The 15,340-nt window shown below is 40.9% G+C and carries 7 protein-coding genes; all 7 read right to left on the reverse strand.

Features of this window, described 5'->3' with window-relative positions:
• Nucleotides 1–5 precede the first annotated feature (5 nt).
• Nucleotides 6–4,853 carry an NAD-glutamate dehydrogenase gene (locus tag GW828_RS01095; RefSeq protein WP_124015901.1) on the reverse strand — a complete coding sequence of 1,616 codons (4,848 nt, stop codon included), beginning with the start codon at nucleotides 4,851–4,853 and terminating at the stop codon, nucleotides 6–8.
• A gap of 328 nt (nucleotides 4,854–5,181) precedes the next feature.
• Nucleotides 5,182–7,488, reverse strand: coding sequence for an efflux RND transporter permease subunit (locus GW828_RS01100; protein ID WP_273057166.1), 2,307 nt, complete (start codon nucleotides 7,486–7,488; stop codon nucleotides 5,182–5,184).
• A gap of 49 nt (nucleotides 7,489–7,537) precedes the next feature.
• Complete coding sequence (locus GW828_RS01105) at nucleotides 7,538–8,548, reverse strand: WD40/YVTN/BNR-like repeat-containing protein (RefSeq protein ID WP_182697158.1); 1,011 nt, start codon at nucleotides 8,546–8,548, stop codon at nucleotides 7,538–7,540.
• Between the two features lie 55 nt (nucleotides 8,549–8,603).
• A complete protein-coding gene (locus GW828_RS01110) occupies nucleotides 8,604–9,968 on the reverse strand; it encodes a DUF1329 domain-containing protein (protein ID WP_273057164.1) in 1,365 nt (454 codons plus the stop codon).
• Between the two features lie 13 nt (nucleotides 9,969–9,981).
• Entirely contained in the window at nucleotides 9,982–12,030 is a 2,049-nt protein-coding gene (locus GW828_RS01115; protein ID WP_124015897.1) for a DUF1302 domain-containing protein, read from the reverse strand.
• Between the two features lie 315 nt (nucleotides 12,031–12,345).
• Nucleotides 12,346–12,561, reverse strand: a complete 216-nt coding sequence (locus GW828_RS01120) for a DUF2835 domain-containing protein (protein ID WP_124015896.1) — start codon at nucleotides 12,559–12,561, stop codon at nucleotides 12,346–12,348.
• A 90-nt stretch (nucleotides 12,562–12,651) separates the two neighbouring features.
• Nucleotides 12,652–15,213 carry an aminopeptidase N gene (gene pepN / locus GW828_RS01125; RefSeq protein ID WP_273057161.1) on the reverse strand — a complete coding sequence of 854 codons (2,562 nt, stop codon included), beginning with the start codon at nucleotides 15,211–15,213 and terminating at the stop codon, nucleotides 12,652–12,654.
• Nucleotides 15,214–15,340: the final 127 nt, after the last annotated feature.

Below are 15,340 nucleotides of genomic sequence, written 5' to 3' on the forward strand. Positions count from 1 at the left end.
AAAAACTACTTCTGACCTACGCAATGTAAAATCAGTAAGTTCAGTTCCCGTAAGGCGACTGAGAACTTCGCAAATTCATGGGTTTGAGAAACCTTGAAATCCGCTAGCATGTGATACCATCTTTCGAGTAAAGGCTTATTTTGTTCAATCCACTGATTAATCACACTATCTGCATCACAAGTCTCGGTACAAGTACGTAATACAGCAGAACTTAATGCACGTTGCTGCCAATCAAGTTCTTCTCTGAATGCTGCACGGGCAAGTGCTTGCCAATGGTTAGCAACAGGTTGAGCACTGATTTGTTCTAAGAACCAATGTAACTCAACTTTTGCACCGAGTTTAAAGTAAGTTTCAGATACCAGTTCAACTGACTTGTTCTCGATTTGAGCAATTTGTGCAATGTCTAACGCTGAGAATAATGTACTCATTTTAGCCACAACTTGTGCAACAGCTTGAGGAACATTTTCGGTGGTTAGCGCAGCAATCTCAGCAGAAATTACTTTCACTTCAGCATCTATCATATATTGGTCAACATTGGCTTTAAGCTGTTCAAATACTGGCTTAAAGAACGCAATAGTTTGGTCAATATCATGAGCACGATTACGATGGCGGATAAACCAACGACACGCGCGACGCATACTGCGACGTAATTGATGCAACATTTCACCCTGCACCACTGCAGGGATGACGCCACTTAAATCAGTAATTGAAGTGGTTAAGTCATCAAGGCCAAAGATTTCTCGGGCCATAGTGTAACAAATGGCGGCTTCAGCAACTGTTGCACCGGTCTCATCTTGCATACGTTGTACAAAATTAAAGCCCATATCATTAACTAATTCATTGGCCAATGATGTAGCAATAATTTCACCGCGAAGAGGATGAGCGGTCATTTTATTAGCATATTTTGCTTGAAGCTTTTTAGGGAAATAAGCCACTAGCAATTTACTTAAAAATGCATCTTCAGTGATTTCAGGGGTCACTAATTGCTCTTTCAATACCATTTTAGCGTACGCAACTAATACCGATATTTCAGGGCGAGTTAACGCGCGTCCATTGGCTAAACGTTCAGCTAAATCGTCATCAGTAGGTAAAAACTCAAGCGCGCGATCAAGCTTGCCGTCTTTTTCAAGATATTGAATAAAACGAATTTGCTCTTTCAACTGCGACACGCCATCGACTTGAGTCACAGAGATAGTACGAGTCTGATCTTTACAGTCTTGAATGACAATCTCGCTAACTTGATCTGTCATGTCTTCAAGTAGACGATTACGTTGTTTAACCGTTAACTCGCCTTCTGCTACCAAGGTATTCAAGAAAATTTTGATGTTAACTTCGTTGTCTGAGCAATCAACACCACCAACGTTATCAACAAAGTCGGTGTTCATACGGCCACCATTAGCGCAGTATTCAATACGGCCTAATTGGGTACAACCTAAGTTACCGCCTTCACCAATAATTTTGGCGCGAATTTCTTTACCGTTAACGCGTAAAGTGTCATTAGCACGATCGCCAACTTCAGCATGAGATTCTTTGCTCGACTTAACATAAGTCCCGATACCACCATTCCAAATCAAGTCTACTGGCATTTTCAGTAGTTCTTTCATCAGTTCGGTTGGGTTCATGGTGTCTTTATCAGTCGCTAACATCTGCTTAATTTCTGGGGTCAATTTAATTGACTTGGCAGAGCGTAAGAAGATCCCGCCGCCTTTAGAAATCAGTTTCGCGTTATAATCTTCCCAGCTTGAGCGTGGCAAGACAAACAAACGCTGACGTTCAGCATAGCTTTCGGCAATTTTTGGCGTTGGGTCGATAAAGATATGCATATGGTTAAATGCAGCAACCAATTGAGTTTGCTCAGATAACAACATACCGTTACCAAATACATCACCCGCCATATCACCAATCGCCACACAGCTAAATGGAGTGGTTTGGCAATCTACACCAATTTCACGGAAATGGCGTTTAACCGATTCCCAAGCTCCACGTGCGGTAATCCCCATTTTCTTGTGGTCATAACCATTACTACCACCAGAGGCAAACGCATCGCCTAACCAGAAGTTGTATTCGATCGCAATCGCGTTAGCGATATCTGAGAAAGTCGCGGTGCCTTTGTCGGCTGCAACCACTAAATAAGGATCGTCTTCATCATGACGGACAACATCTGCAGGCGGAACAACTTCACCGTTAATTATGTTGTCAGAAATGTCTAATAATGCGCGAATAAAGATACGGTAACACTCTTGCCCTTCGGTGAATAAAGCCTCACGGCCACCCTCTGTTGGCAGTTGCTTACACACAAATCCACCTTTTGCGCCTACAGGCACAATCACGGTGTTTTTCACTTGTTGTGCTTTTACTAAGCCTAACACTTCAGTACGGAAATCTTCACGACGATCTGACCAGCGTAAACCACCACGAGCCACTTTACCGCCACGTAGATGGACACCTTCAACACGAGGCGAATACACAAAGATCTCAAACTTAGGCATCGGCTTAGGCATTTCTGGAATTAAGCTCGGTGCGAATTTAAATGAGATATAATCCTTTGATTTGCCGCCAATCGCAGTTTGATAGAAGTTAGTACGCAATGTGGCATTAATTAAATCTAAATAACGTCGAATAATTCGGTCATCATCTAAACTTGAAACGTCATCAAGCTGAATATTCACTTGCTCGAGGAATTTACTCAAGGTGCGTGTCTTTAGCTTAGGATTGAACTTACGAATGAACATCTTAACCAATAAATCCGCAAGTTTTGGATAGCGGCTAAAAGTTTCTTCAATGTAAGACTGACTGAATGTAGCGTCAATTTGGCGCATGTACTTAGCATATGCACGTAAAATAGACACTTCACGACCACTTAAGCCCGTTGAAAGTACCATGCGATTGAAGCCATCGTCTTCTAACTTCTTTTGCCACACTTGTAATAAGGCTGTTTGGAAACGATCTTGACTATCAGCAAGGTTTTCTGTCGCTGCGCCTTGCACTGTCATTAAGAAGTCTAAGATCCAGAACGTAGCACCATCATTAGTTTTCACTTCATATGGGCGTTCGTTGATCACACGTAAACCAAAGTTTTCTAGCATTGGTAATACGTCAGACAAGTGAATTGGCTCGTCTTTATGGAACAATTTTAAACGCACTTTATTGTCGTTTAATGCTGTTTCTTGTGGCTGATAAAATAACATGCCTAACTTATGTTCATCATCCAATGCTTCTAGATGCTGCATATCAACTACAGCTGAGCTTGGAAGAACATCATCTTTATAGCTAGGTGGGAAAGCATTTAAATAACGTTTTGTCAGCCCTGTACCAGCTTGTTCACCGACAGTATTATTTAACGCTGTGTGCAATTTATCATCCCACGAGCGAGCGGCTTCGATAAGATTTTTTTCAATAGCGGCCACATCAACATCCATATTGTTATTATCAACTTTGATAATATAATGAGTTCGAGCCAGAGTAGACTCAGAAAAATACGTTGTGAACTCAACATCTTCATTGCTCTTGAAATGTTGCGCTAGAATGCGTTGAGTATCTTGACGTAACTTAGTGTTATAACGGTCTTTAGACACATACACTAAACACGACAAGAAGCGGCCATAGCCATCTTTACGAACAAACAACTTTAACTTATCGCGATCTTGCATTTCCAATATGCCATAAGCGATATTAGACAGCTCATGATCTTTAGCTTGGATTAGCTCATCACGAGGTAAGTTTTCAAGGATGTTCATTAACGCTTTATAGTCATGAGAGCGCGGCGCTAGACCTGAGTTATCAAGAATGCGCTGAACTTTTTCACCCAGCAATGGGATCTCGCGTGGACTACGGTTATAAAGATTAGAAGCATATAAACCGATGAAGCGATCTTCACCAATTACGTTGCCTTTTTTGTCGAAGCGTTTAACGCCAATATAATCTACGTAAGCTGGACGATGCACACGGCTTTTGGCAGAGCTTTTGGTCAGAACAAGTAAGCTTTCATCTAATGCCTCTTTGCGGGCAGAATCAGATAAACTTGAAAGTAACAAACCGCGCTCACTGTGTGAGGTTTTTGAACGGTTCATTAGTCCTAAGCTAGATTCAATATTAGGGACAAGCTCAACATCACCTTCAACGCGTTTTAAATCATAATAGCGATAACCGAGTAAAGTGAAATGGTGGTTGTTCAAGTAGTTTAAGAAATCAACAGACTCTTGAAGTTCCGCTTTTTCACCAGGAAATGGCCGTGAAGGTAATTGTTTAATGGTATCGGTTAATGTGTCTGACATTAATTGCCAATCATTGACCGATGCTGATACATCCGCTAAGACAGATTGAATCTCTTTCTCAATCGCCTTGATGTCGGCATCACTATTTTGCTTGTCAATTTCGACTAAGAAAACCGCAACGTTATTGCTGCCTTCTGTAGCTTCATTAACAAATGACACATCAGTGACATTGTTGTTAGCAGCACGCACGACCGCTAATGGCGTATGCAACATCACATGAGCGGTAATGCCCATTCGATTTAACGCCATTGAGAGCGAGTCAACCAAAAAAGGCATATCAAGTTGAATAATCTCAATAATGCTGTGAGTTGACTGCCAGCCATGTTTTGCTTGGCTAGGATTAAACACTCGGATGTGAGTTTCGTCCTGCGCGGTTTTATTCAGCGCATTCCAAAGGCTCAATACGGCACCATATAAATCACTGTCATTACGAGCATTGAGATCGTCTTTTGACATATGGGCGTAGAGGCAATTAGCAAATTGCTCAACTTGTTTGGCTTGAGAATGAGGGATTTTTGTGTGAATTAAATTGACTACATTTTCCAGTAGTACTGAAGGCATTGCATCTTTCAAGGCCATGTTGCAGATTCCTTAAGCGTCTATGGCAGCGCTCTTATCATTATATGGATGCTTCGGCTTGTTGATTCTGTAGGTCCGAGTCATTTTGTGTGTATCACGTAAATAACTGTTTTTAGTTTAACAAAAGAAACTCATAATTGAGATCTGATGCAAAGTTTATTACTAAATTGCTGCTATATCGAGGAAAATTTTAGTGGTACATCCTCTATAAATCCACTCGACAGCATAGATTGGTACTTAAAATGACATTTAAGTCGTTTGCATAGAGTAACTATGCAAAACAAAAAAGGGAGCTAAGCTCCCTTTTTTGTTTAATTGCATGTTTTAGTTACTTTTTTCTCCAAAACATAGCTGAAAGTGCGGGAAGAATAATAATTGCCCCCAACATATTCACTAAAAACATGAAAGTCAGCAAAATTCCCATATCCATTTGGAATTTCAGGTCGGAGAAGAACCAAGTACTCACTCCAATCGCTAAAGTTAGCCCGGTAAATATCACCGCACTGCCACGCTCAACCAATGCTTCGAAATACGCTTGTTGCACAGGCATGCCATTACTGAGCTTGTTGGACATGGTCGATAAGATATAAATCCCGTAATCAACACCAATACCCACCCCTAAGGCGATAACAGGTAAGGTACTGACTGCTAGACCAATATCGAGCAAAGTCATTAAGGCTTGTGCTAACGTCGATACCACATAAAGTGGGATAATCACTGCTATCGTTGCCTTGAGTGACTTAAAGCTAATTAAACATAAGACAAACACTGCACCGTAAACGTACAACATCATTGGCAGCTGAGCTTCACTTACTGCTTCATTGGTTGCAGCCATAACGCCAACCGGACCCGAAGCTAGCTTAAATTGTAACGTGTCGGAGTTAAGCTCAGCAGCAACAGCTTTAACTTTATCAACAACCACCTCAATGGTTTCTGCTTTATGGTCTTTTAAGAACAAGTAAACCGGCATAACAGAACAGTTGCTATTTAACAAACCCGATGTGGTTGGAACTTGACCCACGGCTTGAACTAGACTGGCTGTGGTGCGCGGTAAAATCTCCCACTTAGGGTTACCTTCGTTAAAGCCGGCATTCACTTTTTTGGCAATCGATGCCAAACTCGCGGTTGACTCAACCCCAGGTGTATTAGCCATCATCCACTCAAACTGATCTATCTGCGATAACACAGAATGATATGTACAAGCTTCAGGAGTGGCTTCTACAATCACAGACATAACGTCGGTTGTTATAGAGAAATGTTTGGTAATGAAGAAAGTATCTTGGTTATAGCGAGAGTCTTGATGCAGCGCTGGCGCCCCACCCTGTAAATCACCAATTTGCATTTTTGACGCTTGCTGAAAACCAACGGCATAAAGGATTGCTGTTGAAATCAATACCACTACAGCATATTTCGGAGTGGCAAACTTAGACAGCCAACGCCAAATATTTTCTATTTGTTGACGTTTCTGTAGGTTATCTTGCTTAGTCGGCAATTCGAAATATGAAATCACTAAAGGAAGCAAAATAAGATTAGTGAGAATAATCACTGCAACACCTAATGATGCAGAAATTGCCAGCTCTCGAATAATACCAATATCAATCGAAAGTAAGGTTAAAAAACCCACTGTATCAGATAGTAACGCAACGCCGCCCGGCACTAACAAGCTGCGAAAAGCCGATGCAGATGCCGCTTTCGTCGTCTGGCCATCTAGCACGCGACGACGCACAGCATTGATCATCTGTACCCCATGACTGACACCAATGGCAAATACCAAAAATGGCACCAAAATCGACATTGGGTCTAAGCCAAATCCGATAACCGTCAATAAGCCTAATTGCCAAAATACCGCAACCAAACTACACATCAATGGTAAAATAGTCAGCACTATCGATTTTGAAAATAAATACACCATCACTGCAGTAATGGCTATGGCGATTAAGAAAAACAACAGTACGCCTTTGGCGCCTTCTGCTACATCACCAGCCATTTTAGCAAAGCCAATGATATGAATTTTAATCTTATCGGTTTCAAACTTACCGCGAAGCTCTTGCTCAAGTTGATTGGCAAATGCAATTGTATCAATGGCTTCACCCGTTTGCGGATCAAACTCCATCAATTGGGCCGATACCATGGCAGAAGTATAATCATTACCGATAAGACGACCTACAATGCCAGCCTTTTCGATATTGTCTCGTACCACTTTAAGGCCATACTCATCGTTACTGAAATCGGCAGGGATAACTGGGCCGCCAGCAAAACCATCTTCAACGACTTCGGTAAAACGCGTTGAAGGCGAAAAAAGTGACTTAACCTGTGAACGCTCTACCCCAGGAATAAAGAATAATTGATCGTGGACATTTTTCAGTGCATCAAAAAATTCCGGATTAAATATATTGCCGCTCGTATCTTCAACTGCAACCATAATGCTGTTGGCACCACCAAAGTCTTTCTGATGCTTGGTATAGGTTTGCATATAAGAGTGATTAAGAGGAATATTTTTACTGAAAGCCGCATCCATTTTTAGTTGGCTGGCTTGGTAACCTAAAAAAATAGTAATAAAAATAAATGAAATTATGACCCATTTTCGATTACGAAATAAATGAGATTCAAATCCATTGACCAGTTTTTCTAACATCTTTTCGGCCTTATTATTGTTGTTTTAATTGTCCAATTTAACCAAAAGGTTAATCAAGCTGAAACAGTCCCTTAGAACCGGCAAACCATAATTGGCCTTTACTGTCTTTAGCAATAGCCACAATATTTTCACCTTGACGCCTAGCAACAATAGTTGCTCTACCATCATCAACTGATAATACAATTCCAGCATTACCGACTAGGTATAGGTCATTATTAGATGTAACAAGTGCACCATTGATTGATGATTGGACCGGTAGTTCTACTTCTTCCCATGCAGATAAACTTAAATCTGACTTAAATACATGACCACGAAGTCCCATTACATAAACATCATCACCAACCGAAATGGCATTGAACATCGAGCCATCATAGTCAAAATTGGTTTTAGTAAATGTATGGCCATTATCATCAGATACCGCCACCATACCAAGCTCACCGACCAATAATAAGCGTTTATCTTCAAGACGAATCAAACGGTTAAAGTGAGGTAATAAAGACGCACGCTCCGATAAATACAAGGCTTCATCTTCTGCTTTAAGGTCATTTAAATAAGCAACATCATCTTCAAAGAGCAATTCTTGGTGAAACTCATCTTGCCAAGTTTTACCGCCATCAGCGGTGCGATAAAATAATCCATACGCCCCAACTGCAATACCATCTTCAGGAGTGTAGAAGCGTACATCTAAAAATGGCTTCTCAATTTCAGCTGATTGCATCTGCACTGACCAGGTCTCACCACCATCTTGGGTGTGAATAATCGTTGCATCATGACCGACAGCCCAACCTTGTTTGTCATCGAAAAAAAACACTTTGGTTAACTGGGACAAAACGGGAGTGGCGACTTGATGCCATTGATTATTTTCTAATATCAACACATTGCCACGTTGACCGACGGCAACAAGTTTGTCGCCCGCATTGGCAATATCAAGTAATAAAGAGGATTGAGCTAAGGGTTGAATTTGAACTGAAAGCGGATCGAGTTGGGCATCTACTGAAGCAGTATATAAACATGCACTAATCCCAATCGCCACAATACTGCGAAGCATGCTAAACGTCATACAAACTTCCTTTAAAATTTATAGGGGCGCTAGGCGCCCCATTTTATTATGGCTATTAACGAATACCGGCACGTCTTAATGCGTCTGGTGTGAAGTTAGCTTCAGAAAGTGATGCATCAAAATTATACATACGACCTTCGTTATCTAAACCCATCGCTAAATAACGGCGTGATTGAAGGTCATGGAATACTTCTAAGGTACTCCACAACGTAGGCACTTCGTAGTAATTGATAAGATGAGCAACACCAACACGATAAAGCTCGTCGCGGTTGTCATATATATCCGTTACTGCCACTTGCCATGAATCTTCATCAATATAAAACACGCGAGTTTTATAGGTATGACGCATACCCTCTTTTAAAGTTGCCTTCACTTCCCATACACGATGTTTTTCATAACGAACAAATTCAGGATTGATATGACCCGGTTTTAAAATTTGGTCATACTTTAGTTTGTCTGAATGTAATCGATAGTCGTTGTACGGAATATAAATTTCTTTTTTGCCTACGAGTTCCCAGTTATAATGCATTGGAGAACCGTTAAACATATCAAAATCATCGGTTGTTCTTAGACCATCAGAAACAGTACCTGGAGTATCAAACGCGACGTTAGGTGCTTTACGAACGCGACGTTGCCCTGTGTTATAGGTCCAAGCTTGACGTGGAAGCGCCTCTTGGTCCATGGTTTCTTTAACCAGCAATGCAGTACCGGCTAATCGTGCTGGTTGAGTCACAACTTGCTTAAAGTAAAACAAGGTGTTGGTTTCTTTAAGTTTCTCTAAAGTCACTTCAGGACGCGAATATTCGAAACGAATTTCCTCAGAGTTTTCAACTAGAGTATAAGAACCATTCGCCATAGGTGCAGCTTGGCTACGATACGTTTCGACATCTACACCGCGAAAACGCAGGATATGATTCCAAATGACTTCTAGGCCATTAGCAGGAATAGGAAACGGAACGCCAATTGTGGCCCCTTTAATACCATTACCATCAGAAATTAACTCAGCACCAACAGCATTGACTTTAGTTGCATCATAAACATATTGAGGCACAGCCGCTGTACGACGAGTCTGATAAACATTCATTTTGTAAGTATCTGGGTAGACTTCAAATAGTTTGTTTTGACCCGGAGTTAAAAACTCAGCATATTGGGCTTTATTTGCATTGGTTATGGTAAATAAGCTTTTGTCATCTGGGAACGGATCTGGATGATGCATACCCTTGGTGTAACCAGCAATAGGCTTAGTGATACCACCAGTCCAAGCAGGAATTGAACCATCTGCATTTGCCGCTTTTTCTGCACCTTGAGGGGTTAATGTTGTACCCAATTTATCTGCATCAGCTTGTGATACTTTCGCCAGCGCAGCAGGTGCACTTAGTGCGATCATCACTGCTGCCGATAATATCGTCAGTTTCTTCATTATAATTATCCTTTTAGATCGAATACTTGACGTTGAAAGAAATATAATCTCTGTCTGTCATCGCATTTGTTGTTCCTACACCACCAAAGAAGCTGTTGTAAGAAATATCTGCGCCCCAGCGACTTTGATAATCAAAATTGACACCCAAAGCAACAGACTTTCTGCCTTCAGTGAACAGGAACATTGGATCAGGCGTAATGCCATCAACGTCATGAGAGAAAATTACTCTTGGATACATGTTCACACCAGCAAACACGTTGTTAAAGTCAGCTTTGGCCACTAAACGATAACCCCAAGCAAAATCAGTCGGGAATGGATTGGTTTCTGGACCATTATGTAATGCTTCAATAATGCCAGGCATATCTGGATTGCCACCAGAACGCGCAGTACCTGGACCATTTAAGCGTAATTCGTCAAAACCAGGCATGTCATGGATCCAAACACCACCCACTTCAGCAAGCATAGTTAAGTTGTCTAAACCAAGTGTGGGACCAAATAGGTGAGTAAATGTCATCTGTGCTTGAGTCGTATCGGTAAGTATATACCCATCAACTGTTTCGCCAGGCGCCACATTATCCATTTGTGAAATACCATCTAAGTCAGGACGAATGCCTGCATTTGCTAGCTGTTGAGGCATAGCTAAGAAAAGTAATTCAACATCATCAATTTGTAATGGCTCATCTACACGGTGAGAAATTTCACCGGCAACAGATGTATCACCCACTAAAGTGTTAAAACTGAAGCCATATAACTGAATGTCTTCAGGATAAACAATTTGCGACTTGGTAAAGGTTTCCATGCTCAGCAATAAATCACGGTCAATCACGCCACCGCTTTGTGCTAAACGACCATAATCACGACCAATGGCCTCTGTGGTGAAATTAGACGCTGTTCCACTGATAAGTGGGCGACGACTATGGTAATTCATGTAATAAAAACCAAACTCAGTTTCGCCAAGTTCTGGAGAGTAATATCCTAACTTAACACCAAATTGGCCATCATTACTTGGGTCTGCAGCATCCTGAACTAAGGCAGCTTTAGTTGAATACGCTGTCATATAAGCGGCATAAGCAGAATTAAATCCACTGGCTGCGGCAGCTTCGTATAGACGTGTGTATTCAGAAATAAGGAAATCTTGGTTCATATCTGGATTAGAGTTGAAACCTAACTGCGCATTCTGGTTGTATCCGCCAAAACCCGCAAAATCATTGGTCGCAAAGTTTGAACCGGGCGTTGGTACCCAAATAGGCTGCCAATCATATTGATAAAAAGCTTCTAGGTTTAAGTTTTCAGATAACCCTAACGATGCCCAAACCATCCCTTGTGGACGGAATGCTTCTTTAAGTTCAGCACCTGGCGCATTGAGAATGTTTAAGTCAACAGCATTGATTTCAGCAATACCATGAGAAATTAGGGTACTTTCCCCCCAAGAAACCACTTGATTACCGACACGAACGCTTAATGGATTCGCGCCGTCGTTTAAATCCCAGTTGGCATAGACAAATGCATCCAATAAGCGAATGTCTTTACATTGCACTTCTGATGCTTTGCTGTCTGCACAAGGATCGAACTCTTTACCGGTTAATGGGTCATTAAATCCATAGTCACCATCATTGAGTTTGCGATCATAAAAATACATACCACGTAAAAACAAACCGTAGTTTTCATACTTAAGTGATAACTCATGAAGACCTTTAACGATCTCTGAAGTCGTATCACCTTTTGCATACAATAAGTTACTTAAGTCATTGTTGCTTGAATATGAGCCAGGCTGAGCCCAAATTTCGGCTGACGTATATTTGGTTGAACCAAATGCGCCACCAAATGCTGAGTAACCTGACCAATCAAATTGTGGCTGATTCACCTTACCAATTTGACCACTCCAGTCTCTATCTGACACACGCCAACTGGCACCTGCGGTCCAAGTAGAGTCAAACGTACCTCGTACATCGCCCCATTGAAAAGAAGCAGCTGAGGCTGAAGTGCTCATTCCCAAACATAATGCCGACACCACCCCCAAAGCGAGAGCCGACTTGTTAAATCTTTTTTTAACAATATTCATTTTAGTTCATCTCCGTAACCTGTTGGATTAGTTGTTATAGGAATTTAACCAACATCTTGTTAGCCCACAGGCAACACCATTGTTACAGCATTTAACTATATTGAGCAAGGTCAAAAAAAAGAAAATGTTTAAGAAAATTAACGATGTCGGGGTAAAAATGGCTAAATAAAACCTGCCTATATTTGAATTAACACAGGCGATAAAAATACAATCATTTAACCACTAACGAAAAAAGTTTATTTTCATGTACTTATAAATGTTAACAGCTTGCTACTTCACACACGATTAATCAATCAAACGTTTGAAGTAAATGCTCTATAATTTATTAAGGGATTTGAAATTCCCGTCAGGGCAAAGGACTAATTTAAACTCGCCATGGATGCCATTAGGGGTTAAATAAGGTCTAAAATACTTACCATTGATGTGCAATACACGACCTTTGTGGTCCCTTACTTGCACTTTTTCTGCAACCCCTTGGTAATATGGCAAAAAAGCTTCATAACTTACGTTAAGAGAAAAAAATAACTCCATAAATCACTCCATAAAAAGGAGAGCAAGCTCTCCTTTTTAACACACTAAACAGACTGATTAATCCTACTGGATAAATAGTAATTTAAGACTTTATTCAGCTAATGATTTAGTCACTTTCTCATATAAATCGTTCGACAAATCTGGTAATGATTTTAACTCGACCAAACACTGTTTCATTAATTGCTGACGTTCTTGGTCAAATTTAGCAAACTGAATTAATGGGGTAATCATTCGCGAAGCAACTTGTGGATTAGATTTATTCAATTTAACTAAAATTTTAGTTAAATAACGGTAACCTTCTCCATCAGCACGATGAAATTGATAAGTGTTTGCCGCAGCAAAAGCTCCAATCAATGACCGAATGCGATTAGGATTAGAGAAACTAAAGCTGCTATGTTTAGTGAGTGTCTTAATCTGATCAATCACATCGTCACTATTAACTAAAGCTTGTAAAGTAAGCCATTTATCCATCACTAATGGGGTTGATTTCCATGTGGACTCAAAGTCACTTAATAGCATAGGTAAACACGCTAACTTTGCCATCGCGGCCGCTTTCAAAGCACCTAAACTGTCGGTCATATTTCTGGCTGAATAGTATTGTTTTTCAACTAACGATTCATGGGTATCAGAGACTTGGCATAATAATGATAAGGCAATATTTTTAAATGCTCTGGCAGCTGGATTATCGATTAATATCAGTGCTCGGTAACACACTAACAGCTCATCTTCGCAAGCAGAGGCGAGTTCTTCAACAACAAATTCTCTGGCTTTTGCCAATGCATCTAAATCAACATGATCTACCTGCTCAATAATTGCTGAAGCACTCGGGATAGACAGAATTTCAGCGACTAAAGCTTGATCAAGATTAGCATCTAAAATAACACCTCTAAAGGCTTCTATCACTCTGGTGTCAATCATCATCACTTGTTGCTGTTGTAACTGTGCAACGTTATCCCAGATGGTTTGACTGATTAATTGCACCGATGCTTCCCAGCGTGCAACTTCACTCGATGCATGGCGCATAAGATGAACAAGCTGGTCAATGCTAAAATCGTAAACGAGTTTCACCGGTGCAGAAAAATCTTGAAGCAAGGAGGCTGTAGGCGCACTGTCCAGTCCATCAAACACAAATGTTTGGCTGGCTTGTGTCACATCAAGTACTTTATTGACAATGGACTGTCCCGCTCGGTCCAATAACTCCACACTAAAAGGTATATGCAGTGTTTGGCCCTTTACACCTTGTGATACCACCTGCTGAGTAACAGTTAAATGATATTCGCCCTTGTCTGCATCGAAATGATCTTTGACCGTGACGACTGGTGTACCCGCTTGGCTGTACCAACGACGGAATAAGGTTAAGTCTTTACCGCTGGCATCTTGCATGGCATTAACAAAATCATCGCAAGTTACAGCTTGACCATCATGACGTTCAAAATAGCACTTCATACCCGCTTGAAAACCGGCCTCACCTAGAATAGTGTGCATCATGCGGATCACTTCAGCACCCTTGTTATAAACCGTCACTGTGTAGAAATTGTTCATTTCAATCACACTTTCAGGACGAATAGGATGAGACATAGGACCGGTATCTTCAGCAAACTGTTGATTTTTCATCACGCGAATGGCTTGGATACGATTAACAGCGCGAGACCCCACATCAGAGCTAAATTCTTGATCGCGGAAAACGGTTAAGCCTTCTTTTAAACTCAGTTGAAACCAATCACGACAGGTTACTCGGTTACCCGTCCAGTTGTGAAAGTACTCATGACCAACAACTGACTCAATGCCGTGATAATCTTCGTCAGTAGCACTGGCTTTATCAGCAAGAACGTATTTAGTATTAAACACATTCAAACCTTTGTTTTCCATCGCTCCCATATTGAAAAAATCAACTGCCACAATCATATAGATGTCGAGATCGTACTCAAGACCAAAACGGGTTTCATCCCACTTCATCGATTTTTTCAATGACGCCATCGCGTGATCGGCTTTATGTAAATTACCTTTATCAACAAAAACTTGCAGCGTCACCTCTCGACCAGACTGAGTGGTATAGCTGTCATTAAGCAAATCAAAGTCACCAGCGACAACTGCAAATAAGTAACTTGGTTTTGGAAATGGATCATGCCACTTAACAAAGTGACGTCCAGAACGTGGCATCTCGCCTTTATCAATTAAATTACCGTTACTTAACAAAAAAGGAAAAGCATGTTTATCGGCTTCAATACGTACGGTATAAATAGCCAAAACATCGGGTCTGTCTAAAAAGTAAGTAATGCGACGAAATCCTTCGGCTTCACATTGCGTGCAATAAGCACCATCAGACATGTAAAGACCTTCAAGACTCGAATTTGCCTCAGGGTCAAGTAAAGTAACCACCTCTAATTCAAACTCATTTAGCTCAGTGGTGATCGTTAATTGGCTTTCGTGTTGACGATAGTTTGCCGTTGTACCATTAAGCTTGACTGAGCTCAGAGAGAGTTGTTCACCATCAAGCACTAAATCATGCTGATGTTGGCCATTACGGATCACCTTACTAACAGCCGTTACTTTGGTATTCTTGCCATCAAGAATAACGTTTAAATCTACATGAGAAATGGTAAATGCAGGCTTAGTATAATCTTTGAGGTGTTTCTCTTGCGCTTGGTTCATACAGGATCCTTTTCAATGGTACTCATGCCAATATGATTAAACTTGTGTGGGAACGTTATCGAATTGGTATTGTTTTTATTTCACTTCAGCCGTGGTTAAGTGATTGGATAAATGGGATAAAATATCA

The organism is Shewanella vesiculosa, from assembly GCF_009994065.1.
In the GTDB taxonomy this organism is placed as follows: domain Bacteria; phylum Pseudomonadota; class Gammaproteobacteria; order Enterobacterales; family Shewanellaceae; genus Shewanella; species Shewanella vesiculosa.

Excerpts from the sequence above, each read along its gene's own strand:
- GW828_RS01095 (WP_124015901.1), bottom strand. The coding sequence starts at position 4,853 with ATGGCCTTGAAAGATGCAATGCCTTCAGTACTACTGGAAAATGTAGTC.
- GW828_RS01100 (WP_273057166.1), bottom strand. The coding sequence starts at position 7,488 with ATGTTAGAAAAACTGGTCAATGGATTTGAATCTCATTTATTTCGTAAT.
- GW828_RS01105 (WP_182697158.1), bottom strand. The coding sequence starts at position 8,548 with ATGACGTTTAGCATGCTTCGCAGTATTGTGGCGATTGGGATTAGTGCA.
- GW828_RS01110 (WP_273057164.1), bottom strand. The coding sequence starts at position 9,968 with ATGAAGAAACTGACGATATTATCGGCAGCAGTGATGATCGCACTAAGT.
- GW828_RS01115 (WP_124015897.1), bottom strand. The coding sequence starts at position 12,030 with ATGAATATTGTTAAAAAAAGATTTAACAAGTCGGCTCTCGCTTTGGGG.
- GW828_RS01120 (WP_124015896.1), bottom strand. The coding sequence starts at position 12,561 with ATGGAGTTATTTTTTTCTCTTAACGTAAGTTATGAAGCTTTTTTGCCA.
- pepN (WP_273057161.1), bottom strand. The coding sequence starts at position 15,213 with ATGAACCAAGCGCAAGAGAAACACCTCAAAGATTATACTAAGCCTGCA.